This is a genomic window from Leclercia sp. LTM14 (assembly GCF_023736175.1).
GTDB classification, from domain to species: domain Bacteria; phylum Pseudomonadota; class Gammaproteobacteria; order Enterobacterales; family Enterobacteriaceae; genus Enterobacter; species Enterobacter barmai.
Window position 1 is genome coordinate 14,034 of record NZ_JAIKTT010000010.1, and the last position, 26,714, is coordinate 40,747.

The following is a 26,714-nucleotide window of genomic DNA, read 5'->3' on the forward strand; positions in this document are numbered from 1 at the left end:
TGGACAATCTGGTTTAAGCGCGTCATGCTTCGGATGGTCCGAAGGCTTAGGTAAACATCTTATGAGGCTGGATCTTTCTGATTTGAAACTTGTCGTCTGCATCGCCGATGCGGGAAGCATTACACATGGTGCCCGGTACGCCAGCCTGGCTACTGGCTCGGCCAGTGAGAGGTTGAAAAGCATAGAGGAAGACACCGGGGTGAAACTGTTCTTTCGTCACCCGAGAGGCGTCAGCCTTACAGAAGCCGGTGAGATCCTGGTCCGCCATGCGCGTGAAATACTGTTCCAGCAGGAGCGGCTTAAAGCTGAACTAGGCGCTTACGTTAAAGGCTTCAGAGGGAAGGTACGATTATATGCCAATACTTCTGCGATGACCGAATTTCTGCCTGGAAGGCTTGCAAAGTGGCTTACAGAATATCCCAATGTGGCCATTGAGTTAGAAGAGAGAACCAGTGCGGATATCATTAACAGTATAAGCAATGGTATCGTTGAAGCAGGGCTCGTCTCAGATGCAGTAGATGCCGGCGAACTCACGCTTGAACCCATAGCAGATGACAGACTAGCTCTTATCGTTCCCGTCACTCACCCTCTTCGATGCAGAGATAACGTCTTTCTCTTGGACGCGATTGGCGAACCTTTTATTGGGCTTTATCCTGGCAATGCGCTGCAGGATCACATCAGCGAACATGCCAGAGGGCTTGGTCATCAACTGACTTATCGCATCAGAATGAGCAGTTTTGAAGGTATTTGCGAGATGGTCAGTTGCGGCATTGGCGTAGGGATCCTTCCGGTATCTGTAGCTGAGCGCTTCTGCAAAAAGCTTCCCTACCAAATATTGCCGCTACACGACCAATGGGCGCGCAGGAGAATCAGCATTTGCTATAAGAACCAGAACTCACTGAGCCCGGCCATGGCCGGATTAATCGAATTTCTAAGAATAGTGGATTTATAAATATCCCTGTCGTGTCTGCTTAACGCAGCTCAACGTGATTTACAGAAGAAGTATCAGCAGCATGCTTTGATTGTGAGGCAAACTGCGTACTTCCGCTTTTCGCTCGCTGCAGACATTAACTGATATGATTTACCATAACGCTTTATTACGCGTACCGCTCAGAAGGGTTGGTAGCGTTTCTGACGTATCCCCGTTAAAAACACTAACAAACCACCCGAAAATGTACGCCAGAAACGCTATATAAGAATCTATCCTATGAATGGATATGCACTCAACTGAATGATGGCTGATTTCAGCCCGTTTTATCGGGATCAACCTTCTTTCTGGGTAATTTCGGGGGCTTCACTTGCTGATTACTTTGCGTGCGCCGAGTGAGCCAGGGATGGTCAGCTTTAGGTTTTACGTAGAATTTTGAGCGTGAATCAATGCGGGCATTATCCACACGTTCATGGACACTTTTTTCATCATCCAGTGGTATAGGCTCCGGGCCATCAACGTACTTTTCCCACCCCAATGCTTTCCCGTCATACAGGACATTAATTTCACCGTCAAAGCTCTCGCATACCGTGACAACCGAATGTCGAAGCCGGTATCCCCGGCCTTCACTGCGTATCTGAAACGCACTGCTTTTGTACTGGAAAGTGAGATTTTTGGAGAGAACGCGCCTCGCCTGCAGACTGAAGATATAACCCAGTTCTTCTTCAGAATGGTGTATATCAAGGTGGGCATTATCAGCAATACGAGGCGGCGTAGCGAACCGGTTATTATACGCTTCAATAAATGTCGGCAACCATGCGTTTGCTGTTTCAACATCGCTGATATTCTGCAGGCGCAGCTCCTTAACCAGCCTGTCCTGTAACGTCTGATTAGCGCGTTCTACGCGCCCTTTTGCCTGCGGGCTGTTGGCATGGATTGGCTCGATGCCCAGTGTCTTTATCGCTCGAGTAAACTGAGTCAACTCCCCTTCCCGCTCCGGGTTATTTACTCTGAATATACTGTGTCTGTCAGAGTAGAGAGCCAGTGGTACGCCATGATCTTTAAGGTAACCCCGAAGGGTTTCCATGTAAGCCCGGGTTGTTTCTGCAGGAGCGAATCGCAGCGCCATCAGAGCACTGGTAGCATCATCGATAAAAACTATCAGTGTGCATTTGGGACCGCGACCTTCAAACCAGTCATGAGGCGAGCCATCAATCTGGATCAGTTCACCGTAGGATGGACGTCGCATGCGGCGCTGATAAATTCGGGCAAGTTTACGACGGCGCTCGCGCCATATCCCTTCCTCTACCATCCACTTCCTGATAGTTTCTACGGATAAACACAATCCGTGTTTCTCGCGCAATTTCTCACTCGCAAGTGTTGGTCCAAAGTCAGCGTAGCGATCTTTGAGAAGTGATCTTACCGTCGATCTAAATTCGGGAGTAAAAGCGTTATTTGGACGCTTTCCGCGCCGACGGGATATAAGACCAACAGGACCTTCATTTCGGTATCGATATACCAGACGTTTAACCTGCCGAATAGAAATACCAATACGTACCGCCGCTTGTTCCTGGGTTATATGGCGATTGACTGACTCCTGAATAATCTGAAGTCTGTCGAGTTCCTTATGACTCATCGTAATTGTCTCTTTAATCATGAAAAATCCCCCAGAGAATCGTCTGGGGACATTTTAGAATGGTTTAAAGGGGACATTACAGCTTGGCGTTAACACATAGCCTTCCCTCCTTGCCTTGCGGCCGTTAAGAGGCTATTTTATTGGTATCGAGTTAAGCAGATGGCCTCGTAATTATACTGAACCCCAAAAGTTGGACAGAATAATCGAAGCACCGAAGAAAAAGCCCATGGGATGCACGGGCTTTTTTTTCTACAAAAATTAAATAAAGTTTTCCTCAACCAAATTATCCATTCTGCTACTTTCTCCATACTCTCCCCTGTTTCTACAACATCTTGTATTCAAGCTTTTCTAATGCATATTTAGTTTTTAAGTCTACACCAGTTAATTGAGTAGGATCCGATGCTTGTTATTCTAGATTTAGGCGAAGTAAAAATTAATTGAGTTATTTATAGCATTTTTGCCTCTATCGCATGTGCACTTTTATCACTTCGAAAAAGTCAAATCTTTACATTAACCAAACATGTGCATATGTTTATACATAAGCTTAAAAGCCAAAAGAAACTTTGGCCTAGTATTACTCTTTTGAAGACTCTCAGAATTTGCGTTTCTCATATGCACCACCGACACAATAGTACTCGGACATTAAATTTACGTTTATCCGCGTATACCGGGGACAGACAACAAAGGCAGAATGACTGCAAGAGTTTTTGCGCGGACTGACAGATGGCTTAACCACCGGCAATAGCTCTTATCTTATCCTCTTCCAGGCAGAATGAAGTGTCCGCCGATAAATACTGAATACTGACAGGTCATGAAATATCAAAACTCATCAACCACCTGCTCCTTTGTCATCTCCCGCTGCCCTAGCGCGCGTTAATCAGTATTTGTACTGATGCAATATGTCATGTGTCTTGAGATTAAGTTTCATGTCACGCTCCTTAGTAGTAGATTCCCCCTGCCGTCTAAATCAGTTGTTAAATACATAACCGTAGATAAAATCAGGCCTCCGCTAAAGATGTTATGCATGTAGGCCTCAAAACAAAGTATTTACGCAACAACTCCGGACCATCGCTAAACAGACCGTTATCTTCAACCATGTCCTGCGCACAGGCTTCCTCGCTTTCAACTTCCTCGCGGTAAGCATCTACAACCACGTCATAGTCGCGTTCACAGGACTACCCCGCTTATGCAATGAATTCCTATCCCTACCCTATACTGTGGCGCACTTTTAAGCGATGAAAAATTCCCAGAAGATGGAGCTTTCGGAGGCAAATTGCGCCGGAATTCCTTACTAATCCTGGAACATCAATTTCGAATCATACTCCTTTAAACACACGGTATAGCAGGCTTCAAGAAAATTCTTTTATTCGTCAAAGTCAGTTAAAACAAACCATTTCCCGTAAATGCTCCCACAGTTTTAGTTATGGTACATGCCAACGTATACAGAAGGTGTTTTCGTGCTCATAACAAATCCTCCGAAGTCGATGTCGTATGGGTTCCGGCTTACTCAGTGCCGGCACGACAGCCCGACGAAAAGCGGAAAATGTAGCGGGAGCCACCGGAGGTCGCAGCGCAGAAAACATCCGAGGCGGTCTGTACGGTTATGGAGCGAATACTGAGCAAGAGAACGGCGGGAATAACGGAGACAGGCATAAGAAAATAACTGCGACCGGGGGAGGATGGCCGCGAAGCGACCCCTTGCAGTCGCAGCGGTCAGTCTAAAGTAGAGGCATGGCGTTTGCCGCAGGATGCATGAGTGTCTCGCGATGCATGGCCGTAACGCCGTGGAGGTCACGTCGGTATAGCGGAGTGCATGACATCCTTTTTTTCATGTAAGAAAGGCTCAGTGATTGTTTTTCCTGACACATTGCACACAGGTTTACCCACCGATTCTGTGGATAACTATCAAGGTAAGACTAAAAAATCATAACTTGATCAAGTTGAGTTGGCTTGACCACGGTCCCAGTTAAGAGGTTGGGACCACGGTCCCAGTTAAGGGGGTGGGACCACGATCCCAGATAAGAGGTTGGGACCACGGTCCCAGTTAAGGGGTTGGGACCACGGTCCCAGTTAAGGGGTTGGGACCACGGTCCTGAAGAGGGTAAAACAGGAAGATAAATACCGAATTAATGTTTGTTTTTCTTCGTAGCTAAAAGCTCAAGCATTTCTTCAAACTTCCCAATATCCTCCTCGGAAAGCTTGGAACGATCCAGACTGATAATCACTTTATTTCCTTTGTACCGAGCTGTTGCTCCAGGAACGAACTCGCGCTTTTCAGGAGCCTGATTTAATTTATTGCCGGAATCTTTAAGCAACGTTGTAAGGGATTGAATTATTTCATCAGCCTCAAGTACAACTCCTGCTTTTCTTTTCCCCAATAACTCAGATGCCCCCTCAAGTAAAAGAGCTTCGTTTTCAGAAAAGATTTTCTGTAAGTTTTCGCCAGCTCTCGCGGAAAGTTCGCCAGGATGAGAGAAGAGGGCGATGACATCTCTTGGTAACTTAGAAGAATTAATGCATCTGGTTATGATTTTTCTGGATATGTTTTCAGCATCAGCCAGGGCAGAAATATTCCCATTAAACTCATTAGCTAAACGCTGGGAATATCGCTTACCTCTCTCATAAGCACTCGTCGGCCTGTAATCATTTCCAAGTTTGCATAAAGCATCCATCTGTTCGTCATCGAGGGCGCCGACAAGTATGCGATACTCCGTAGATGTCAGAATGGCAGTCATACGACGACGGCTGCCATCGGCAACTTCTATATCACCATTGACTTTACGACCAAATGCCGGATTTTGCTGACCGGAAAGTAAGAATGATGGGATGAGATCGTCTAATGCCTCTTCTGTTAAAAAAGCCTGATCACGTTCATTACCAGACCAGACCTTTGTTGAGCTGGCAACATCTGCACCGGGGATAGTCTCGAGAACAAACTTTACTTCTCGTCCACAGACGGGAAGCGTAATAGTATTGCCCTTTGCCATAGCACCCACTCGAGCAATGAGTGTATCAACCATAGGAGCCGCAGGGGCTGTTACGGTCGTCACAGGTGCAGCTGATGGGTTAGATTTAGGAATGATAGGTGCGCGTTTCATTAACGGATCTCCCAACGAGGTTTAATGAGACGATTAAAGATTTCATTACAAACCGGCTCCCAAATTGCGAGTGCATTCCTCCATGCTCCGGTAGAAGAGCGCTGATCAATAGCTTGTTCGAATACAGTTCTCATTCGAATCTGCCCTTTACCCACCTCATCCGTTTCACGTACTACGTTTTTGAGAACCATGCTTCCCCATGCATCCCGGATTTGCTCTTCCATCCATGGCGACTGGGATCCGTTATTATTATTGTATTTTGTAAGCAGGATCCTGACATCTGGCTCAAACCCCTGGAGGTCCACGTTTTTCAACAAATCCCGCAGCATGTCGAAAAATTGCAGGGCAGAGGTATAGTCGAAGAGTTCTGCAGGAGTAGGAACTAACAACACGTCAGCAGCACAAACAACGTTAATTGTGCCGATACCAAGGTTAGGAGCACTATCGATAACAACCACATCGTAATCATGGGCTACCGTTTCAATAGCCAGCCTTAGCATCATGTGAGGTTCTGTCGGCAGCTTTCCTTCGTCGAAACGTCCCATCAACTCAGTTTCAATACGATGTAAGGCCAGACAAGAAGGGATGATATCAAGACCAGGCCAGCATGTTGGTTTTACCGCATAAGAAGCATCATCTCGTTCACCAAGATAGAAGGGGAGGAGAGTATCTTCAGAATGAATATGTAAATCAGGAACCCAACCATGATACATCGAGGCCGTACCCTGCGGATCGTTGCCTTCGACTAGCAGTACGCGGAGCCCTTTTAAAGCCAGATCCTGAGCAAGATGAACGGAGACAGAAGTTTTATAAACTCCACCTTTATGAGCTGCAACACCAATTACTGGAGGTAAGCTTTCATCTGGGCGACGGAGACGGGTACCAAACACATCTCGCATGTGGTTTATTTGCTCAATGGTATAGCCAACGCGCTGTTCAACGCGTCCCCGCAATTCCATATCTGGATGCGGCAATCGTCCTGCTTTTTCAGCGTCACGAATAGCCTGGGATGAGACACCGATCAGGTCGGCTGCCTCACCAACACGCCATCGTCGGGTTATTTTTCTTGCTTCAGGGCTATCATCATTAAATTGAGCAATTGCGATGGCTTTCGTCATCTCATGGCCAGCTGCAATGCATTGGTTAAGCGTATCCATTAATCCCATTTGAAACTCCTTTAATCAACTTTGCATCATTATATTAAATCTTGAGAAAACAAGCAAAGCAACACAAAATATGCAAACTCACTAAAAAAATGCAAAGCGCATCAAATCCTGCAAAGTTGATAAATTTTTAAACAGAATCCTTCAACAAAATAAGATAGTTAAGAAAGTTTGAATAAAACTGGACAATAGTTAACCACAAAATCCTCCAAAAGGCAGCGTGTCTTTATCGTATCCCGAACGCCCTTTGCCTCAGTGATGCAGATGAAACACCAAATACATGAGGGCAGGGCGGCTGAAAAAAGCTCTCATAAACTTATACCATACGATAGGTGTATGTAACTTCCATGCACACATCACTCGCATGTGTTGGGAATTACATTTGTGACAGCCAGAATGATAAAGGTGGGTCATAGCATGCATAAGTGTGTCGCAACATGCTAAGAAAAACGATCGTCAGAGGATCTAAAAAAGGTGGGTACCAACATGTAAAAAGTGGGCAGCGATATGCAAAAGGTGTGTCGCAGTATGCGTAGACATTTAAGTTGCACAAAAATAAGCCTATCAAAACCGGCATGAAGGCTACAGCGCAACGATTACATGTTATGACACACCTGTAGTCATGCTACGACCCACCATTGTTGGATCGTTTGCATAATGTGACCCACCTTCTATGACGTCAACTCTTTGAGTTTTTTGTTTCGCTTATGAATCAATACCGTTAGAGTTCGGCCATCTTTCACAATGGAATATTCAATGTAGCCAATATCTTGTAGTTGCTTAAGTGCAGCCTTGATCAGGCGGTTCTGCTCCTTTACTGGGGAGGTCAAATTCAACCGTTCAATGATGCGATCAAATCGAATTGGGGCAGGGTTATCGGGCAGACTGGCAATGTAAGTATAGAGCGTCTGAGCCACCTCTTTACCCTTAAGCATATGATAGGGACGCTTACGCAGGAGAATATTGTAGTCAATCTGATACAGTTCATGAAGACGCTCATCGGCCTGGAGCGTGATTGTATCGGACTCTCTCGTATACTTACCGCTCTTAAGGAGCTGGGTAAAAAATTTATCTCCAGTTTTCTTACTGTTGAACTGAACAGTCTTGGTACCGATCCGAGTAAGAGCATCGAAGATGGTGTCACGCAGACGTTTGTTAAACTGGCGCGAATCATACTGGCACAACGCGGCGAACTCAGTGAAAGGCAGCTCGATAGTATTTGATTTCAAGCCGTATTTACTGAAGGCACCAATAATGCCCATCCAGACGCTAAAGTCCGTTGATATGTTAAGACGCTCACCAAAGATCCTGACTTCGTCATAACCTTCCTTACGGGCGAATTCAAGCTGTGAGAATGAGGAAGATACATCTATACCGGACTTCTGACCCTTAGGAATTGCACGGCTGGCAGGAACAAACACACCCAGGCGCAGTAGAATCGCTGGCTGAACTGATGAATTGTTTGTGACTGTTAATTGGTGTATCTCTCCTTCATTTGTAATTTGGGAGGGTATAAAGTTGTTATCAGTCATATAGTTACACCACTGTGTTGAGAATCCATTCGAGGTTATCCACAAAGGGTGGATAGTTCGTTATTTTACATGCTGTGACACACCATTTTGCATGTTATGACACACCGGGAGCATGATGTCACCCACTTTGATCATGCCATGACACACCGATTACATGTTGTGACACACTTACTGCATAATGTGACACACCCGAATCCTCTGAATGCCTTGTCTGACGTGGCCTGCAGCGATCGGGGATCTGTTTGGAACTGTAAGGATCCATTTAGGATCTTCATTAGGATCGTATTATTGGATCTAACCGGTGTATATGTTGATAACTTTTTGAAATCCGCGAGGATCAAAGGGGAGGGAGCTTAAATATCATAGTGCCACTGACAATCTTCACTTTGCAGGCAGGAATGAATTAACAGTTATGGTCCATTACATTGAAAAATGAACTACAAATAATTTGTTTAGCGGGATCACGTTGACCTGCTAGCGCCTAGGTCATCAGCGTACTTAAATCCTCATAACTTCTTAGTATCATGCGAAAACACATTGGACATTCGGCTTATTCTGCCCACTTCTGGTTGCTGATTACTCATCATTCCGCCATCTATAGATGCGTCTCAACGGTATACAAAAATGCTTTCCCGCATGCACGCTTTGGCACTATCGGAAAAAGTGTCCAGAAATTATTTCTGATGTTCAGATTTATCTTCATTGATTTAAAAAGCATATCGTGAGTCAGTTCAATACTTGGTTTTGAACAGGAGAGGGGTAGGACAAACCCCCCGTGCGTGTCAGGCAATCACTGTCACATTATGACTGACTTTTGAGTAATACTACGGCCTCGATCCCTAGCATCTGGAATTAAACACGATGGCGCGCAGCTGCATCCAGCGCAAACACCTTTGTATACACCTCACTTGAACTAATCGACTTGTAGCCCATCATGCTCTGCAGCACCTTCAGCGGAATACAGGCATAGAGCATGTGCATGGCGTAGGAGTGATGGAACGTATGCAGGGTCACCAGCAACGAGAACGCAACTCTGTCCTCGGACGCTGTTTCGACAGCTTCATTCAGCTAGGTACGGACCGTCCACTCGGTGATCTCCCAGATGCGTGCCTTCTCCATCTTGCCGGTACGCTTATTGCAACGCGCAAGCGGAATTTTCAGCGTGGCGATCACCATCTTCAGCTGACTGACGTACTGGTTGTCCGACAGCGGCACCAATCGATGGGGCTGACTGTCGGCGGGTAGCCTGCCTGCCGTTCTTGCCGCTTTCTGAGCCCATTGTTTGAGCGTGGCCAGCTGCATAAACGGGTAGGGCCGAGTCAGGGAAAAGTCAGTCCGGGTGAGCTTCGTTAATGCGCGCGCTGGTGTTCCAGAGGGTCGCCAGCAGCATCTTGCGGTGAAGATCCGGCACATAGTGGAGAAGGGGGACCAACAGGTATCTCGGCAGTTCGTACTGGACCAGAGCCATCTGGCGCAGCGCAAGAGCCGCCAGATAGTCGATAGCCACCGGCAGCTGCGCGGATGAAACCGGAACGCAAAGCATAAGGCTTCATCCTTAATGTACGGATCAATCAGCAAGTTGAGGCCGTCTGTGCGTGATTTCCCCGACGGCAACATGAATATTCCCGCAGCGTTAAAACTCTGCACCGATGGCACTTTTGCCGCACATCATCAGCAGCAACTGGCGTAGCAAAATGGCATGGCCGTATGCCGCTCCTATCCGATCGGCAAACTCATCTACATCGCGGGAATACTGTTCCGGTGACGGCCTCTCCCTGCCATCCTTCTCAGACTGCAGTTGCTGGCATAGTGTCAACAGTGCCACGATCTTATCGGCAATCGCTCTGGCATGGGTCTCATGCAGACTGGCTTTGGTCAAGGTGAAGGGATCAGCAGGCATGATCAAGGACTTCCTTCCGGCAGTATGATGGCGCCTCACCCGGGTCACGTGTTATATATGCCGGAAACTCAGTGATATCGGTCTGGCTACAAGGGGTGAAGTTTTCCGTGCCGCCAAATTTACTGCAAGATCCCTTCTGTACCGCTTCTTCACCGGCAGGCCCGGCAGCGGGCATTGAGAAGGCCATGCTTTCAGGATCGATAAGTGAGTGCTGCCCTTTCTCATCGCTGCGCTGGTTCATCCTGAACGTCAGTGTCAGATCACCGGCATTGCTTTCTTTCACACCCTGAGTGCGCCAGGTGACGGAAACGCTAAAGAGTGTATGACCATTTTCCCGAGACTCGACCTTTCCACTCGAGATCATTATTGTGGGTAGGCTGAGTTTTCCGCCTCCAGGAAGGTCTCAGTTGCAGACGACCACACTGCCGGGCGGGTAGGCCTCATCGAGTCGCTGCATTTCTTCCCGGGTTGCAGCGCCGGCTTCGTAAGTCGTGCTTGCAAGAACAACCGTAACGCCTAACCCCATTGCGATCCCTTTAACTGTCTTCAGTATGCTTTCATCCTGTTATTGTTCGGTTCAGTCCGGTTATACGAATAGAGAAATTTCGCCCTCGGCTTAGTCAACGTTCAGCACCCAGTTCTTCAGCCAGTTTCACAAACCCTTTGTGTTCACTCTGGAGGTAGTGGCTGTAAATCCGTGCATTCCTCTCGGTCATTCCTGAAGGATTATCAGTGAAATAGTGTTGCAGCGACGCAATACAGTGGTAGTAGGTATCGAGATCGTATTCCCAGTCACCCAGTTCACCGGCCGCATCCAGTTCCTGACGAAACTGATCGTATTTGCGGGTCAGTATGTTGAGGCCAAGGTCAGTGGCTGCGTGTAAGTTACTTTCGCTGGGTGAAGAAATGGAATTACGGATTTTCTCGAAGGCATAGCTAAAGTCGTTTCTGAAGTTAAGTGATTAAAACATCATAATTTCTCCGATTCATTATATTAATAATTCCGATCTGCATTCATCACGCCATCATATAATCATGCTCATACTAGACACCTAGTATACATTTACTGATGCAATCATTATAAATCTGATAATAAGCAGCCATATAGCCACGCCATTAAATTACCGGATGGCAGTTTCGGGGTGATCCGACTTTTGAGTTATTTACTAGTTTCCGGAAGTGTACCACGGCGGGGAAATAAGCAAAGTGGCGTTTTCCGGTGTGCAGCCCCCGGTCATCCTGGACAGGATAAAACACAACATATGGGGTGTCGCCTCGACGGGAAAGCGACGGTAACCACAATATATGGACTTCGGCGGCCGCTGCGCGCCGGGGCGGGTGAGGAAGATCCGGAACTCAGGGTTTTCGGATCTGAAGAAAAGCCAGAAAGGATTATTGCTTTTTATACACAAAAAATACTGGATTATTGCGATTTTGGTATTATTGCAATTGGAGCAAAAAAATAGTGAATTATCTCATCAATATTCAATAATAATGAAGGATTCGAAAAAATGGTGGTTATAAAAAACCTCAATGATGTTATGTGAAAATCTGTTTAAAATATACGCTTTCACATCTAAGAAGGGTGGGTGTCTTCCCTATACTCTTTCGTGATTAGTGTCCGTATCTTTTAAGGATAAATATGATATTTGCACGGCCGTCAAATGAACCTACTCATAACGAGCCCTCCTTTGTCAGAGATTTCCACTACCTGACCGCTCTGATACAGCATCTGGGTGCGCATGAACGCTGGAACAGCAGGACCCCCAGAAATATTGCTGATAGTCTGGGTATGGATATGCAGGAGGTCGAACGGGTACTTGCTTCTTACCCGGCATTTTTCAGACGCTCTTCCAATCTAAGCTCACAGGGCGAGCCTCTCTATATGATCCATCTACGCTATGCCAGAAGAAGGAAGAATAATGAAACAGATGCTCGAGAATCTCCTCCTGTCAGTGCAGCAGAGATGGGTATCATGCTGGATCTCGTGACGAAGATGATTGCCGTGGAAGAACAGAACAAAAGGCTCAGCTTCGAAATTAAAAACAATAATCTTAAAATATGGTCTGCTCTGGGGCTGGCCTTTCTTTCTTCCGTCACTGCAATTGTCACAGCATTACTGAAATAGGGGAATATGTATGAAATTGGAATCTTTTCGTGTTCAAAATTTCCGTTCTGTATTTGACAGTGGGATGATAACTACTGAAAAACTGACAGCGATCCTGGGCCGGAATGAAAGTGGAAAAACCAACCTGTTACTGGCACTTAAAAGCCTTAATCCGGCAGAAGGTTTCGATAAGCTCAATAATATAAAAGATTTTCCACGAAACAGGAAACTGAGCGAGTGTACTCCAGATACGCCAGTAGTAGAATCGGTCTGGTCTCTTAACGAAACGGAGTTGTCAGAACTTGCTGGCGTATTCCCAAGAGCAAGAAATATTGCCACAGTAAATATCAGCAGGAGATATAATGGAGAATCACTATATTTCATTTTCAATGGACTTACCAAAATTGATTTTGATAATCAGAAAATAAAAAGAGAGATCCGCTCCGTTCTTTCTCAGATAGAAGTTTTCTTTGACAATCCTGAGATTCAAACAGAGCAAACCCAGCAGGATCTGCAGTTAATCAAGGGCATCTGCACGTCAATGGTTCCTACATCTGAAAATGCAAAATCATGGGCTATTCTTGCCAAAGGTAAACCACAGGAACTCAGAAAGTATCTGACGAAACACAACGTTGATATCAAAACTACCTCAGAGGATGCTCTCAATGAGATTGAGGATAAACTCGATGAAATCAATGATGATGACGCCAAACTTGCTGCTGCAAGAGAATGGGTAAGGCAGAAATTACCGGTTTTCATTATGGTGGATGAATACCCTGAACTGAATGGTCATCATCAGATGGCGGAGTATACTCAACGAAAAAATCAGGGCCTACTCAGTAAGGCTGATATCAATTTTGAAAAACTGTGTAAGGTTGCAGGGATAGATCCAGCCGAACTGATAGCTAATAAAAACAATTCAGAAGTACGAAATCAGCTTGTGAACAGAGCTGGAGCAGTCGTCACGACGGAGATTAGAAGGCTATGGCAGGATAAATCTTTAAAAATTCGTTTTAATGTCGACAGCGATTATTTCGATACGTATGTTTCGGATTCAAACAATACTTACGATGTTGAAGTTAATTTAGATGAAAGAAGCCGGGGTTTTAAGTGGTTTTTCTCATTCTATATTACATTCTTTGCAGATACCAAGGGTGGTTCAGCAAAAAATGCAATTATTTTACTGGATGAGCCTGGACTTTATTTGCATGCTAAATCTCAGACTGATCTTCTCAATCATCTGACCAATGATTTTGAAAACCAAATAATTTATACCACTCACTCTCCATTTCTTGTGCCAATTAAAAATATTTCCGATGTTAAAACGGTCTCAATTGCAGAAGATAAAGGAACAACAGTAACGAACGATCCAAGTGGTGACTCTAGAACATTATTCCCTTTACAGGCAGCGCTAGGTTATGACATTGCGCAGTCGTTATTTATTGGGTCTCATAACCTGATTGTTGAAGGAGTAACAGATTTCTGGTACCTCAGTACTATTTCAGATGTACTGACCTCCGCCGGCAAAAAAGGCCTGAACAGCAAAATTACCATAACTCCTGCCGGTGGAGCACAGCGTGTATCTTATATGGTTTCTCTTCTATCCTCTCAGAACCTTAATGTCGTTGTACTTCTGGATGATGAAAAGCAAAGCCGGGAGACTTCAGTTGAGCTTCAGCAGCAAGGCATGCTTAACAGAAAAAACGTGGTATTTGTGACAGACGTACTGGAGTCAAAGCGTGACGAGTGCGATATCGAAGATCTCTTTAATCGTGATACATTCCTCCAGCTAGTTGAGGAAAGTTATGATTTGAAGCCAGCCACTCTTAATTTGAATGAGAAAATCCCACGAATTGTCAAACAGATTGAAAGTGCCTTCGCTGTAGACAAGAAAAACTTCGTGAAAGCTAAACCCGCCCGCGCATTTATGAACCGTCTGAAAGATGGCGATAGTAAGTTGCTGTCTACAGAAGAACTGGATCGATTTGAAAAACTGTTTGATCTGATAAATAAAAGAATGAATGCCCGCAACTAAATGCTAATTCTTCAGTAATAAGTCGAAGGCCCGATGAGCCGGGCCTTTATGCTTCCGACTCTTACTTTTTTCGGATCCAAGTGAAGAAAGAACACAACTGATGAAAATTTAGCAAAAGTAAAAAATGATTATCTTCAATAAAGCAAAAATAAAAATTTTGTTATCATAATTATTTTTTATTGCCTGTACGGCAAAGGAACTAAAAATCAGCATGCTGCCACCTTTTCATGCCGGGCGATTTTCTGTGTTAGGGGAATGGCTCAGAAAAATCCTATCCGCCTGAATCAAACTGACGACAAAGTGCGCTACGATGGAAAGGCTCAGAAACCTAAGGGATAAGGAGAATAACAAATGGCACAACTCAGGATCCGCGGCGTCAGAAGCTACGCACCTGACAGGGATGTCTGTTTTGATCTCAGCAGCAAGGTGACGCTTATCTATGGCCAGAACGGCTCGGGAAAATCCACGGTGTCAGGTTATTTCTATGATCGTCAGGCCGATAGATACCGGCACTGCACATTTGAAAGCCCGCATGTCAGCCATTTTCAGGTGTTTAACCAGGAATATATCGACAGCAAATTCGCTCGTTCAGATTACCAACCCGGGATCTTCACGCTAAGCGAAGCCAATGAGGAGAGCCAGGATAAAATCAACAGCAATAATAAAGAAAGAGCAAAACTGACTGTTCGCATTGAAAAACTCAATGAGGAGATTGCGGAAAAGAAGGGGATGAAAGAAACGGTCATCGAGCACTGTGCCAGGGATATTTTTAACAGGACGGTTAATGACAGAAAAAGCCTCAGCAATTTTCTGGATGGCGCCAGGATAAAAAGATCGTTCTACGAACGCATGATTGCGACATCACCTGCCGTGGCGCATACCACTACTGAAGATCTGGCAGGAAGATGGCAGACGCTTAGCCAGAGTGAAGGAACCCTTGTCACTGAAATTAGTATCCCTCCCACCTTTGTACTGACGGAAGACATAATAAAACTCATGCAGGCACCCGTCATGCCTGCAAGCAGCACGCAATTCTCTGCCCTTATTCAGAAAATCGGCAACGCCGACTGGGTGCGCCAGGGGCAGCAATTTATCCATGATGAGCTTTGCCCGTTCTGTCAGCAGTCCTTTGATGTCATAAAATTTTCGCAGGAGCTCGGTGAGATGTTTGATGAGACATATCAGACTTCCCTGACCTCACTGCGCCATGCCGCGGAACGACTCTCTCAGAACTGTGAAAGCTTGGATGAATTTGAACGCCGTGTTGCAACCCATGTTTACGTCGATGAGGGAAGTCAGATCCTTACTCTGGTGAAAGCGGCCAATAAAGGCTTTCAGCTTCTGCTGCAGCAACTCCTTAATAAAATAAAAGAGCCTTCACGAGTGATAATACCTGAGAATATTCAGGATCCTCTTTCTTTACTTAAGGAGGAAATAAACGCATTTAATACCCGGGTACGGGAAAATAACCGGCTGGCTGAGAACTTCAGTCAGGAAAAGCAAATGCTTCATGCAGACGTTATGGCGCACCTCAGGGGGATCTGCGATGAGTTTTTTACCGAACGCGACAGGCAGCTTGGCGAACTCCAGAATGAAGTTGACAGCAAATTGTGTGAAGCTGCCACACTCGAAACCCGTAAGCAGCAGCTGGATGAAGAAACGAACGCGTTGACAGGCCAGCTTTCCGACATACAGCCAACCATAAATGTTATCAATGCTAATCTCAGGCTGCTGGGGATCACCGGTTTTGAAATCATCTGCCATGATGCAGAACTGAAACTGTATCGCCTGCAGCGCGGAAGTGAACCGGATAAAGCGGAAGTATTTAAATCACTCAGTGAAGGGGAGAAGACCATTGTATCTTTCCTCTATTTTATTGAATCATGTTCCGGTAGCCTCACACCCGACACAATTAACCCTGAAAATAAGCTCATTGTCATTGATGATCCTATTTCCAGCCTGTCACATAATTATATCTATGAAGTTGCTGCACTCATTAAACGCAAAATCATCAAAGCAGGGGCGGCCAGACATGTCATCATACTCACTCATAATATGTTTTTCTTCCAGGAAATTCTGTTAAACAGTGGCCGCCTGCAGGATAAACGGGAAACACCCGTAAACTGGTCCCTGCTCCGAATCATAAAATCTGACTACAGTGCATGCGAAACGCTTTCCATGCACGAGATGCTCAATGAATATCAGGCGTTATGGCAGACCCTAAAAGATGTCAGGGACGAGAAAACCCAGCCTGTTGTGCTGTTTAATACGATGAGAAATATTCTTGAGTATTATTTCAGCTTTGCCTGCAAAAATGAAAAACTGAAAGAAGCCCTTGAGTCTCTGGCAAGTGAACACAGTGATGCCGGAGAATATGATTCATTTTATCGGGCAATCAACCGGCACTCTCATTCAGATGGCAGAAATATCTTCTCTACCGGCGTCATTGATAAAGAACGCTATCTGAAAATGTTCAGGAAAGTGTTTATTCACACTGACGATGATGATCACTATCTTGCCATGATGGGGGAATCAAAAGAACTGCAGGAAGTGAGGGATTAAACGATAAGTATCGTCACCTGCGGGTACCGTTCACTTAACGCGTCGGGAGCGAGCGCATGTGCTTACGCACATGCTCTACGCGCCCGAAACGAAAACGTGTATACCGTATAACGGGTACAATTTTCGGTTTCATGGCGGGCTTTCCTTTTACAGTCCGGCTACTGCCGGAAGTCCCTGTAACCATTTACAGGCGGTAAAAAGCGCAGAGAGGGAACACCCGAGGTGACGACCACTGATTATAAACACCGTTCCGGTTAAAGGTAAACTATTTCCACACCAGATACATGGCGAATAAACGTTTGTGCATTGTCAGTCAGCGAGTCTTGCCGTCATACAGGAATAGCTGTTAATACGCCGGGTACTAGACATGTGTTCACAGGCCTGGAGTTTCAGCATCTTCTCAGCCGGATGCGCCGAATACCATCTGACATTGTGTTGCCCGGAGCCGGCAATAATCATCAATATCACTGGCATAACCATGGCCAGTACCGGAATGCCTGATTCGTAAAAATTGTTCAGAATAACTTTCATAGTTAACACCAACATTTGAGAGAAATACGCGCAGAATGTCTGTTCCTGTCAGGATAAGTGGCCCCGTTGTCCCTTAAGGTGAATCAGGCCAGCAAGCACGGCAAAAGAACCAGCAACAACAGAAACAGCAGGCCAGCCGGCATAGTTCCAGGCAAGAGTAGCTCCTGCTGAACCTAACGCACCTCCCATAAACATCCCTCCTATCAGAACCGCAGTAAGTCTGTTACGAGCCTGCGGGCGAAGTGAATGGATAATATGCTGATTAGAGACCTGCGCACTTTGCGCGCCAAAATCGAGCAGTATCACACCGGCTATCATCCCGGCAATGCTATGCCAGAAGCCCAAAGTTAACCACGCACCAATCATAACCACAGCGGCTATGCCAATCACAAATTGAGGGCCGCGCCCGTCAGCTATTCTTCCTGCCAGCGGTGCAAACAGAACACCGACAGTACCCACAAGACCAAACATACCCGCAACCTCTGAACTCAGCTGATAATCGGCATTAAGATGCAGGGCAAGAATTGTCCACAGAGCACTGAAAGATGCGAAAACACAGCCTTGGATAAAAGTTGATCGTCTAAGAAGAGGCTCATCATGCCAGAGTCTAAACAGTGAACTAATCAGCACACTGTAGCGCTCGTCAGTATTCGGATAGCTGCGCGGCAACGCCATGGCCAGAACTGTTCCCATAAACATCGTCAGGCCCAGCCCTGACCAGAACATGGCACGCCATCCATAATATTCGCCGATCGTGCCAGCCAGTACCCGGCTCAGTAAAATCCCGCAAAGCAGGCCACTCAACACCATGCCGAGCGTCGCACCCCGACGGGAAGGCGCTGACAACTCAGCAGCAAAGGGGACAATCTGCTGGGCGACACTTGCCATGAGACCAACACAAACTGAAGCCATTAACAGCGAGCAGGCGTCAGGGGCAAGTGCAACGCCAGCAAGGGAAATTCCAAGGCCAGCTGTTTGCATGAGGATGAGGCGACGTCGTTCAATACGATCTCCTAGTGGAACCAGCAGAAATAAACCCAACGCGTAACCCAGCTGTGTAGCCGTGGAAATAAATCCGGTAAGTTCTTCCTGAGCTGGGAACGTTTTTTGCATCATGCCGAGTAATGGCTGGTTGTAATAAATATTAGCCACCGCCATTCCGCAGGTAATGGCCATTATTAACGTCATACCAAAGCTGATATAATTGTGGCCGGCAGACCGATATGCTGCACTTTTATGCTGAATATTGTTACTCACAGGCATCTCCATCCATCCAGTGTGGTCATTAGAAATGAATGCGGCACTTTCAGATGTCTGTAGTAAGCAACAATTCTAAAAACGAATAAGGAGGGGGGTAATTTTCTGTATAAATGCATTTTTACTGATTCCACTAACATACTGTATTTCTAACAAATTTGAAATATTTCTGGTTTACAAAAAACATATGCCTTCCTTACTCAGTTAAGAGAAGAAATTAATATTTTCGCAAACATATATTCGTAATCAGGAAGATCGCAGGCAAATTTTGTTGAGCTGAAAAAAATAAACTTTCTCGTTGCTGAATAAATTCAAGAGTAAAATAAACAGTTGTTGCGTTCCAGTGCTTTTTACACACAATGGTGGTGCATAAAACGCACCATCATTATCACAAGTGAGACAGCACAAAGATGAAGCACCTTCAGACATATCGGTTCATCAGAACCATCGCCAGAACCGGATCGATCCGAAGCGCTGCGGAGCTACTCAATATCACGCCGTCTGCCCTGACAAGGCGTGTTCTGGATTTTGAGGATGAACTGGGCACGGCCATTTTCGAAAGAATACCCCAAGGAGTCAGGCTAAATGCAGCAGGATTGATGCTGCTTCGGTATGTCAATGACCAGTTGGCTGATTTTGACCAACTACTATCGGAAATAACGTCGCTGGCCAATACCCAGAGTGGGCATATTGAACTCGCCTGCAGCCAGGCGTTTATCGGTAATTTTGTTCCGGATCAGATTGCCGCATTTCGCAGATCACACCCCGGCATTACCCTTAACGTAACCGTAAGGGATCATGCAGACGGCGTGAAGGCATTGGCTAATTTCGATGCAGATCTGGCTCTTCTCCTTGATCCGCCTCACTCGACGGATCTCAGTATTCTGCATTCATCCACCGAGTCCCTTTGTGCGGTAATGAGCTCTGAGCATCCTCTGGCAGCAAAAGAAAGTATCAGCCTAAGGGAATGTTGCAAATGGCCGTTTGCCATGCCCGTCAGCTCACTGGCTATCAGAGCCACACTCAACGAAGGTCTGGTGCGTCAGCAGCTATCTCCTGTCATTGCCGTCGAATCAGGCTCGCTGGAGTTTCTGTTTAACTACATCGTAAGAGAACCATTGCTGACTTTTCAGATAGCCATGGGCGTCCCGGAACTCAGGTCAGGACTGTGCGTCAGACAGATCAATTCGGATGAAACCAGGCCAATGCGCATTGTGCTTGCGAAACTAAAAAATCGCGCGGTTTCTCCTGCAGCACAGAAATTCGCAGGGCATCTGTGTGATGTGCTGGACGGTTAAGCGGTGGCTACAGAATTAACCAGGCAATTGTGACTTATAAGCAGGGTAGCCCGTTACGGAGGAGCATTAAAATTTTGTTGGGTCTGATGTAAAAAAGGAACCGGAATACCGGTCCCGTAACCGAGGCTGAACACAGCAGAGCGATACGTGGCACTGTGCAAACATGTCCGTAAAGACCAGGGGGCATTACGGTTCAGACAGGTTAATCCCTTTTCGGGGATCCGGCCTCAGACCTGCAGTAAACTACCAGTGAAATGCACAAACACAAAACAACTCACTGACAGACAAGGGCTTTAGCCTTATCCAGAAGGAACGGCCTCATGTACGCCACGGTATTTGACAGGGGGATCACATCATCCGACAGCCTGATGTTCAGAACCGTGCGAATGTACTCCCGGCGGGCGGTAATTCGCTGCCAGAGTTCGGGGTAAGTGCCAGCAATTTTTTGCTGAAGCGCAGCATCGGCCAGAGCCACGCTTTCTTCCGCACTCACTCCCGTATACCCGGCTACGGAAGGAATGATATCGATCTGCATAATCATGCCGCTTTTTAACGGTTCTGCAGAGCGGTGATAAACCGGCGAGGACATCCACTCTTCCTCTGCACTGAGGTGTCCCGGGTTCAGGTGCCAGCCGTAGGTATCTTTTGGCAATACCTGTTCGATGAGATCGTAGAGTTCGCCACCTGGCATACCGATTTTGATATTTTCAAGCCAGGCTGCGACGGCACCAAAATACGGTTTCGCCATACGCTCCAGATAGTCTTTCTGGTTTTCCGGCAGCTCGTCCGCGTCTGCCACGGCAAAAGCTGTACGGCTGGACAGGCCACCCCGGAAGCCGGTGGTCATGGATACCGGATTGCCGCGTTCCACTTTTTTGTAGGTTGGATAAAAATTCGCTTTTTCAAAACGCTGCCCGGTCGCAGCAATAGTCACAACGGTCTGATACTGACCTTCAGCGGCCAGCAGTGCGCCCAGATCGGTTTCACGAACACCCGGTTCAACTGCGTTCATGGCGTCCAGGATACAGTTCGATGCCAGGTTGGCACCGTACTCATAATGGGCAATTTCGTTTTCATTGTTGGTGCTTCTTGCCCCCTTATCGCCATGAATAAACAGATGTGCAGCGTTTTTGAGTACGACTTTGGTCGGCGTGCTGTTTTTAATCGCATCGACAATAAAGTAAGGCAGATCGAAATATTTTTTATTATCAGCAAAGGCCGAGGTAAACATTTTCCAGCCAACCAGTCCGATTCTGGATTTGGTATTAAGACCGGCCTCGATGAACAACTCTTCAAGCGCTTTTTCATTATCCATCGGCTGGTTAGGGAGCGAGAAATGCGGGCAATGTTTCAGGGTAACCGGAATACGGGAATGGCTAGCCATTTTCAGGTTCTCATTTCCCAGAATAACTGTCGCCTTGCCGGACTGTTCAAGAATAAGCAGCCCTTCCTCAAACCGTGGAATAAAACCTGTCAGGTACTCAAAGTTACCCCCGTGCTCCTTATCTGCATAGATAATGAGCGCGTCAAAATCTTCCTCACGCATACCTGCAAGAATCTTGTTCTTGCGTTCAAGCATCGTTGCATCACTCAGCAGAACAGGAGCAACGTCCATAAATTTGCGGGGAGATTCGGCAGCCTGCAGCTGAATATCTTTAGAGTACATAAATTACCTCAAATCAGGTGGAAGTCAGGATAAGTTCGACGTCATTTTCCTTTAACGCCTTGATAAAACTGTCGTCAGGACGAATATCCGTAATAAGACAATCAATCAGGGACAGGTCACAAACCTTAAAAAAACCTGTCGTATTAATTTTGGTGTTATCTGCCAGGGCAATGACTTTCGTGCCCTGCATCACCATCTGTCGTTTAACGAGACCTTCTTCTTCCGTATGGATGAAGACGCCCTTATCGGAAATAGCAAAAATGCCAAGTAATACATAGTCGACGTGATATTCAGATAGTTTCTGAATGGTTTCGCTGCCGAACAAAAAGAGCTGTTCTTTATGCAGTTTCCCCGGCAAAAGCTTCACATCAGTTGTTTTGTTTTTAGCCAGTCTGTTGGCATTGGTTAATGAGTTCGTGATAGCCAGTATCTGTTTGTCAGCCAGCTTTGGGATCACGGCTTCTACTGTTGTAGACGCATCAAAGATAACGCTGGTGTTATCCCTGATTACTTCAGCCGCTTTTCTGGCAATACTTTCCTTAACCGGGTTAAGGGTTCCCGAGCGTTGGCTGTAATCAAAAATCAGGGCATCACGGTTATTTATCACCGCTCCGCCATGAGTCCGCTTGATGACGTGATCCTGTTCGAGCCGGATCAGGTCCCGCCTTATGGTGTCTTTGGACACGCCCATTCTGGATACAAGTGTTTCTATGGAAACACTTTTGTTTTCCTGAATAATTTTTTTGATTTTGTTTAAGCGGTCTTCAATCAACATTATCTACTCCTCAATGCAAACAGCCTAACCCTGGTTGCATTATTTTGCAATTATTTGATCATAAGCTCATCGTTTGACGCAAACTATTGCATTATGATGCATGCCGGATCTATATTCAGTCCTGTCATTACCTGACTCTACTTCATCTCTGTCTCTATCTAAGGTCGTGTGGCATGGATAATAACGCATTCAATTTCTTACAAAAAATAGGTAAATCCTTCGTCCTGCCTATCGCAGCACTGCCTCTGGCAGGCCTGTTGCTGGGCGTGGGATCCACTCTTACTAACCCGGCCAGAAGCACTCTTCTTGATGAAGGGAGCTTCATGTTCAAGCTTGTCGGCATCCTCACAGACAGCGGAAATGTCCTTTTTGGAATCTTACCACTGCTCTTTGCCGTCGGCGTGGCGCTTGGCCTTGCAAAAAACAGCAAAGAAGTTGCAGCGCTTTCTGCATTAATTGCATATTTTGTGATGAATGCTGCATTAGCCAGTACTGTGAAAAACTTCATGGATCTGGCTGAACTGCAAAAAACGCAGGGACTGATCTCAAACTTCCTGAGCTTCCAGAACACCATGAATACGAGTGTGCTGGGTGGCGTGATTATGGGGATTATCGTTGCGGTACTGCATAACCGGTATTACAAAATCAGACTTCCGGATATGCTGGCGTTCTTCTCTGGTGTGCGCTTTATTCCGATCGTATCCTCTGTAGCCGCGATTGTTGTGGGCATTGTTTTTGCTGTTATCTGGCCACTGGTTGCCGAGGGCATCGCTTCACTTGGTGCAAGCATCGCACGCATGGGTGAATTTGGCGTGTTCCTGTACGGGGTTATTCTGCGGGCCCTGATCCCGACCGGTTTACACCACGTGTTCTATATGCCGTTCTGGCAGACTGCGCTGGGTGGAACGGCGACGGTCGGGGGTGAGGTCATCGTGGGGGCGCAAAATATCCTGTTTGCGCAGCTGGGCAGCGGAGATGTGATCAGCCCTGAAGTCGCGAAATTCTATTCCGGCAACTATGTCATTATGATGTTTGGTTTCCCGGCGGCGGCCCTGGCGATGTACCACACCGCACTGAAACAGAACAAGGCAAAAGCCAAAGGGCTCCTGTTCTCTGCCTCTATTACATCGTTCCTTACCGGTATTACCGAGCCGCTGGAATTCTCATTCCTGTTCGCTTCACCCCTGCTGTATTTCGGGATCCACTGCGTGCTGTCAGGGATTGCCTTTGCCGTCGTCTATATGCTGGATGCAGGCGTGGGTTATACCTTCTCCGGTGGCTTCTTCGACTTCCTGATTTACGGCGTGTTCCCGGGTAATGACCGGACACACTGGATCCCGGTAGCGCTGACGGGTATTGCCTTCTTCTTCATTTACTACGCCGCGTTCCGTATTGCGATCACCAGACTGAATCTGAAAACCCCTGGTCGTGAGGACAGTACGGATGACGTTCGCCTCCATACCAAAGCTGATTATGAAAGCAGCAAAACCGACGGAACTCCGGTTGCCGGCAATGAAAACGCCCCGGCTACCAGCAGTCTTAACGAGATGATTATTGTTGGCCTGGGCGGGCTGGATAACATCGAGGAAGTTGATAACTGTGCAACGCGGTTACGCGTGACTCTGGTCTCAGGGGACAGGGTTAACCAGGCTTTACTCAAGGAAACTGGCGCCGCAGGCGTATTCGTCAAAGGCAACAGCGCGCAGGTTATTTACGGACTGAATGTAGGTCACATCAAAACTGAGCTCACTGAATACATGAACTCAATGCAAAAAGGTTGATAGTTATGCAGATCAGAAAGAAATTATTCATCGTTTCCGGCGGGACTTACGGAAAACTGGGCAATGCCTACGTTGTGCAGCACAACGACGGCTACCTGCTGATTGACAGCAGCGTACCAGGTGCCCGGGAAACCATTCTTTCCAACCTCAGTCACTGGGATATCAGCGAAGAGCAGATTACTCACGTTCTTCTGACCCACGGTCATGACGATCATGCCGGCTGTGCAGCCTGGTTTCAGGAGAAAGGGGCTAAAGTTTATGTCGGCGCGCCAGACGCACCGATGCTGATTAACGGCAACTTTGGTCCTGAAAGTCCTCAGACCAACCATGTCATGCCGCCCTGTACTCCGGATGTGACGTTCACAGAGGACACCGTACTGGAGATCGGCGGGTTAACCATTCAGGTTATCCTGGCGCCGGGTCATACTGATGGAACCGTCCTGTATTACGTACAGATTGGTGAAGATCGCGTACTGTTCAGCGGTGACACCTTCTATCCCGACGGAGAAAAAGGTGATGCAGCCTACACCGGCTGGAAAGGTGATATGACCTACAGCGGCGAGAAGCTGGGAGAAAGCTTCGCCAGACTGTGGAAAATGGATCTCAAGCCAACCATCATTGTCGGAGGCCACGGTATTCCTCGCGTGGGCAACGATGCTCATGAAAGCATTAAAATTGCCTACAAATACTGGATGCTGAACAATCGTTGATCGGACATCAACTGACCACACGGGCGCCCTGGCGCCCGTTTTTGCGTCTAAAGACGGCGTTTTAAGCGAAACGCCTTCCGGACCAGGATACAAAATCGAGGTCCCTTTTCCTGATACCCTGTTAATACCGCCACGGACAGCTTTGTGTCAGCATAAAGTAATAAAAAACGAAAGGATTTGCGTCATACCGGATATCAGGATACTGACGGCCCGCAGGAGAACGTGTTCCGTTCTTGTCTGGACGATATGCTGTCGATACAGTGCCGGGAACAGGGCTGATTAAAAGGCAAGGACACATATTGCAGGGAGGCTTCTGGCGCAGGGTTTATAAACGAACATCTGAATGAACAGTTGCCTCACCGATGGAAGTGACAGGCTACTGTTCTGATGTTCATCAGAATTGCTGTTTTCCGGAGGGAAGCGGCTATGCCGTATTGTGAATGCCAGATTTTCTGCCCCTCGCGCATAGCGGTTCAGGGCATTTGATTACTTACATTTTTTTCTTATGGGTTTCCGGCATCAGGAGCGTGGCCAGTCCCAGTAACGGCAGGAAACCGCAGGCATTGTAGACATTAACAATGCCATAAAGATCGGCCAGTTTGCCCAGTCCCGCAGCCGCAATACCGCCCACGCCAAACATCGTCCCGAACATAATACCCGCAACCATCCCTGTGCGACCGGGAATGACTTCCTGCGCATAAACGACAAGTGCCGCGAAGGCTGAAGAAAGGATGAGCCCTATGATCAACGTAAGGGTCACGGTCCAGAAAAAGTTTGCATGCGGCAATATTGGCGCAAAGGGAATTACGCCCAGAAATGAAATCCAGATCACCGCTTTTCGTCCGATCCGATCGCCGACCGGCCCCCCTACAAAAGTACCCACAGCGACAGCGGCCAGGAAGGCAAAAAGACAGAACTGGGCTTTTTCCAGCGGAATGTCGAAACGCTGAATCAGGTAAAACGTGTAGTAGTTACTGATTGAGGCGATATAGGTAAATTTCGCCAGCAACAGCACACCGACGACGCTCAGCGCCAGAATCACTTTACCTCGCGGTAAACGGACAATGTCCTGATCGCCGTGTTTTTTGACAAACGTTCGGTTGTGATGAATGGTCCAGCGGCTTATGCGTGCCAGCACAACGATCGCCAGCAGTGCAATAAGCATCAGCCATGACACAGAGAACTGGCCGTGAGGCAGGATCAGCAGGGCGGCAATCACCGGCCCAAAAGCTGTGCCAGCATTGCCGCCGACCTGAAAGGCCGACTGCGCGGTGCCAAATCGTCCGCCCGATGCCATACGGGCAACCCTTGATGCCTCCGGATGGAATGTTGACGATCCCACTCCCACAAGAGCAGCGGCAAGAATGAGCATGGCATAGCTTCCGGCCACAGCCAAAACACCAATACCTATTAGCGTTACGCACATCCCCAGGGGCAGCAGGTAGGGTTTCGGGTGTTTGTCCGTATATAAACCGACCCAGGGCTGTAGCAGGGAAGCCGTAATCTGGTATACAAGGGCAATCATCCCGATCTGGGCATAGCTCAGCGCATAGTTAGCTTTAAGCATCGGATAGATTGACGGCAGTGTTGCCTGAATCAGGTCATTACAGCCATGCGTCAGCGCGACGGCGCCAACGATATTGGTTAAAAATTTACCCGTATCCGACGCAACGTTGGTACCTTCTGGCGGAGCGTGATTAACTTCGGTTGATGACATAAAGTAAGTTCTCTTTTG

20 protein-coding genes and 2 pseudogenes are annotated in these 26,714 nt (G+C 47.0%); 8 read left to right on the forward strand and 14 right to left on the reverse strand.

Features of this window, described 5'->3' with window-relative positions; all coding sequences use genetic code 11:
* Window positions 1-61 precede the first annotated feature (61 nt).
* Window positions 62-952 (forward strand): LysR family transcriptional regulator, encoded by an 891-nt coding sequence (locus K5I40_RS18160; RefSeq protein WP_223075122.1) that lies wholly within the window; start codon window positions 62-64, stop codon window positions 950-952.
* 292 nt (window positions 953-1,244) lie between these two features.
* Here the strand turns inward: K5I40_RS18160 and K5I40_RS18165 are convergent, their stop codons facing one another.
* The 9 genes and pseudogenes from K5I40_RS18165 to K5I40_RS18210 form a co-directional block, all read right to left on the reverse strand.
* Window positions 1,245-2,585, reverse strand: a complete 1,341-nt coding sequence (locus K5I40_RS18165) for an ISNCY family transposase (RefSeq protein WP_223075123.1) — start codon at window positions 2,583-2,585, stop codon at window positions 1,245-1,247.
* A 946-nt stretch (window positions 2,586-3,531) separates the two neighbouring features.
* A pseudogene (locus K5I40_RS18175) lies at window positions 3,532-3,969 on the reverse strand (antirestriction protein ArdA).
* Window positions 3,970-4,690: 721 nt separating this feature from the next.
* Window positions 4,691-5,662, reverse strand: coding sequence for a ParB/RepB/Spo0J family plasmid partition protein (locus K5I40_RS18180; protein ID WP_223075124.1), 972 nt, complete (start codon window positions 5,660-5,662; stop codon window positions 4,691-4,693).
* The gene (sopA, locus tag K5I40_RS18185) at window positions 5,662-6,828 is read right to left on the reverse strand and encodes a plasmid-partitioning protein SopA (RefSeq protein WP_223075125.1); all 1,167 of its coding nucleotides are present in this window, start codon (window positions 6,826-6,828) and stop codon (window positions 5,662-5,664) included. Before sopA ends, K5I40_RS18180 begins: the two co-directional genes overlap by 1 nt.
* A 668-nt stretch (window positions 6,829-7,496) precedes the next feature.
* Entirely contained in the window at window positions 7,497-8,357 is an 861-nt protein-coding gene (locus K5I40_RS18190; RefSeq protein ID WP_223075126.1) for a replication initiation protein, read from the reverse strand.
* Between the two features lie 852 nt (window positions 8,358-9,209).
* Window positions 9,210-9,900: pseudogene (locus K5I40_RS18195) on the reverse strand (tyrosine-type recombinase/integrase).
* A 90-nt stretch (window positions 9,901-9,990) separates the two neighbouring features.
* Complete coding sequence (locus K5I40_RS18200; RefSeq protein ID WP_223075127.1) at window positions 9,991-10,257, reverse strand: hypothetical protein; 267 nt, start codon at window positions 10,255-10,257, stop codon at window positions 9,991-9,993.
* Complete coding sequence (locus tag K5I40_RS18205) at window positions 10,247-10,540, reverse strand: hypothetical protein (protein WP_223075128.1); 294 nt, start codon at window positions 10,538-10,540, stop codon at window positions 10,247-10,249. The genes K5I40_RS18200 and K5I40_RS18205 overlap by 11 nt, the downstream gene beginning before the upstream one ends.
* Window positions 10,541-10,877: 337 nt before the next feature.
* On the reverse strand, window positions 10,878-11,177 hold the full coding sequence (locus tag K5I40_RS18210) for a hypothetical protein (protein ID WP_251929792.1): 300 nt from the start codon (window positions 11,175-11,177) through the stop codon (window positions 10,878-10,880).
* A gap of 342 nt (window positions 11,178-11,519) precedes the next feature.
* On the opposite strand from K5I40_RS18210, the gene K5I40_RS18215 reads away from it, so the two are divergent.
* From K5I40_RS18215 to K5I40_RS18230, 4 genes are all read left to right on the forward strand, one after another.
* Window positions 11,520-11,723 carry a hypothetical protein gene (locus K5I40_RS18215; RefSeq protein ID WP_251929788.1) on the forward strand — a complete coding sequence of 68 codons (204 nt, stop codon included), beginning with the start codon at window positions 11,520-11,522 and terminating at the stop codon, window positions 11,721-11,723.
* Between the two features lie 176 nt (window positions 11,724-11,899).
* Complete coding sequence (locus tag K5I40_RS18220) at window positions 11,900-12,385, forward strand: hypothetical protein (RefSeq protein ID WP_223075129.1); 486 nt, start codon at window positions 11,900-11,902, stop codon at window positions 12,383-12,385.
* A gap of 10 nt (window positions 12,386-12,395) precedes the next feature.
* Window positions 12,396-14,399, forward strand: coding sequence for an AAA family ATPase (locus K5I40_RS18225; RefSeq protein ID WP_223075130.1), 2,004 nt, complete (start codon window positions 12,396-12,398; stop codon window positions 14,397-14,399).
* A 351-nt stretch (window positions 14,400-14,750) separates the two neighbouring features.
* The gene (locus tag K5I40_RS18230) at window positions 14,751-16,961 is read left to right on the forward strand and encodes an AAA family ATPase (protein WP_223075131.1); all 2,211 of its coding nucleotides are present in this window, start codon (window positions 14,751-14,753) and stop codon (window positions 16,959-16,961) included.
* 309 nt (window positions 16,962-17,270) lie between these two features.
* Here the strand turns inward: K5I40_RS18230 and K5I40_RS18235 are convergent, their stop codons facing one another.
* A complete protein-coding gene (locus K5I40_RS18235) occupies window positions 17,271-17,492 on the reverse strand; it encodes a hypothetical protein (protein ID WP_223075132.1) in 222 nt (73 codons plus the stop codon).
* A gap of 48 nt (window positions 17,493-17,540) precedes the next feature.
* The gene (locus K5I40_RS18240; protein ID WP_375540646.1) at window positions 17,541-18,755 is read right to left on the reverse strand and encodes an MFS transporter; all 1,215 of its coding nucleotides are present in this window, start codon (window positions 18,753-18,755) and stop codon (window positions 17,541-17,543) included.
* A 404-nt stretch (window positions 18,756-19,159) separates the two neighbouring features.
* Here K5I40_RS18240 and K5I40_RS18245 point away from each other — a divergent pair, with 404 nt between their 5' ends.
* Entirely contained in the window at window positions 19,160-20,047 is an 888-nt protein-coding gene (locus K5I40_RS18245) for a LysR family transcriptional regulator (RefSeq protein WP_223075134.1), read from the forward strand.
* A 274-nt stretch (window positions 20,048-20,321) separates the two neighbouring features.
* Here K5I40_RS18245 and K5I40_RS18250 read toward each other — a convergent pair whose 3' ends face one another.
* Window positions 20,322-21,713, reverse strand: a complete 1,392-nt coding sequence (locus tag K5I40_RS18250) for a Xaa-Pro peptidase family protein (RefSeq protein ID WP_223075135.1) — start codon at window positions 21,711-21,713, stop codon at window positions 20,322-20,324.
* 13 nt (window positions 21,714-21,726) lie between these two features.
* Window positions 21,727-22,488, reverse strand: a complete 762-nt coding sequence (locus K5I40_RS18255; protein ID WP_251929786.1) for a DeoR/GlpR family DNA-binding transcription regulator — start codon at window positions 22,486-22,488, stop codon at window positions 21,727-21,729.
* 173 nt (window positions 22,489-22,661) lie between these two features.
* Between K5I40_RS18255 and K5I40_RS18260 the strand changes: the two genes are divergently transcribed.
* Together K5I40_RS18260 and K5I40_RS18265 are read left to right on the forward strand one after the other, a co-directional pair.
* Window positions 22,662-24,269, forward strand: a complete 1,608-nt coding sequence (locus K5I40_RS18260) for a PTS transporter subunit EIIC (protein ID WP_223075137.1) — start codon at window positions 22,662-22,664, stop codon at window positions 24,267-24,269.
* Window positions 24,270-24,274: 5 nt separating this feature from the next.
* The gene (locus K5I40_RS18265; RefSeq protein ID WP_223075138.1) at window positions 24,275-24,979 is read left to right on the forward strand and encodes an MBL fold metallo-hydrolase; all 705 of its coding nucleotides are present in this window, start codon (window positions 24,275-24,277) and stop codon (window positions 24,977-24,979) included.
* A gap of 490 nt (window positions 24,980-25,469) precedes the next feature.
* Here K5I40_RS18265 and K5I40_RS18270 read toward each other — a convergent pair whose 3' ends face one another.
* Complete coding sequence (locus K5I40_RS18270) at window positions 25,470-26,696, reverse strand: MFS transporter (RefSeq protein WP_223075139.1); 1,227 nt, start codon at window positions 26,694-26,696, stop codon at window positions 25,470-25,472.
* Window positions 26,697-26,714 lie beyond the last annotated feature (18 nt).

What these genes read in the sequence shown, in the direction of transcription:
- K5I40_RS18160 (WP_223075122.1), top strand. Translation starts at nt 62, where the DNA reads ATGAGGCTGGATCTTTCTGATTTGAAACTTGTCGTCTGCATCGCCGAT.
- K5I40_RS18165 (WP_223075123.1), bottom strand. Translation starts at nt 2,585, where the DNA reads ATGATTAAAGAGACAATTACGATGAGTCATAAGGAACTCGACAGACTT.
- K5I40_RS18180 (WP_223075124.1), bottom strand. Translation starts at nt 5,662, where the DNA reads ATGAAACGCGCACCTATCATTCCTAAATCTAACCCATCAGCTGCACCT.
- sopA (WP_223075125.1), bottom strand. Translation starts at nt 6,828, where the DNA reads ATGGGATTAATGGATACGCTTAACCAATGCATTGCAGCTGGCCATGAG.
- K5I40_RS18190 (WP_223075126.1), bottom strand. Translation starts at nt 8,357, where the DNA reads ATGACTGATAACAACTTTATACCCTCCCAAATTACAAATGAAGGAGAG.
- K5I40_RS18200 (WP_223075127.1), bottom strand. Translation starts at nt 10,257, where the DNA reads ATGCCTGCTGATCCCTTCACCTTGACCAAAGCCAGTCTGCATGAGACC.
- K5I40_RS18215 (WP_251929788.1), top strand. Translation starts at nt 11,520, where the DNA reads ATGGGGTGTCGCCTCGACGGGAAAGCGACGGTAACCACAATATATGGA.
- K5I40_RS18220 (WP_223075129.1), top strand. Translation starts at nt 11,900, where the DNA reads ATGATATTTGCACGGCCGTCAAATGAACCTACTCATAACGAGCCCTCC.
- K5I40_RS18225 (WP_223075130.1), top strand. Translation starts at nt 12,396, where the DNA reads ATGAAATTGGAATCTTTTCGTGTTCAAAATTTCCGTTCTGTATTTGAC.
- K5I40_RS18230 (WP_223075131.1), top strand. Translation starts at nt 14,751, where the DNA reads ATGGCACAACTCAGGATCCGCGGCGTCAGAAGCTACGCACCTGACAGG.
- K5I40_RS18235 (WP_223075132.1), bottom strand. Translation starts at nt 17,492, where the DNA reads ATGAAAGTTATTCTGAACAATTTTTACGAATCAGGCATTCCGGTACTG.
- K5I40_RS18240 (WP_375540646.1), bottom strand. Translation starts at nt 18,755, where the DNA reads ATGCCTGTGAGTAACAATATTCAGCATAAAAGTGCAGCATATCGGTCT.
- K5I40_RS18245 (WP_223075134.1), top strand. Translation starts at nt 19,160, where the DNA reads ATGAAGCACCTTCAGACATATCGGTTCATCAGAACCATCGCCAGAACC.
- K5I40_RS18250 (WP_223075135.1), bottom strand. Translation starts at nt 21,713, where the DNA reads ATGTACTCTAAAGATATTCAGCTGCAGGCTGCCGAATCTCCCCGCAAA.
- K5I40_RS18255 (WP_251929786.1), bottom strand. Translation starts at nt 22,488, where the DNA reads ATGTTGATTGAAGACCGCTTAAACAAAATCAAAAAAATTATTCAGGAA.
- K5I40_RS18260 (WP_223075137.1), top strand. Translation starts at nt 22,662, where the DNA reads ATGGATAATAACGCATTCAATTTCTTACAAAAAATAGGTAAATCCTTC.
- K5I40_RS18265 (WP_223075138.1), top strand. Translation starts at nt 24,275, where the DNA reads ATGCAGATCAGAAAGAAATTATTCATCGTTTCCGGCGGGACTTACGGA.
- K5I40_RS18270 (WP_223075139.1), bottom strand. Translation starts at nt 26,696, where the DNA reads ATGTCATCAACCGAAGTTAATCACGCTCCGCCAGAAGGTACCAACGTT.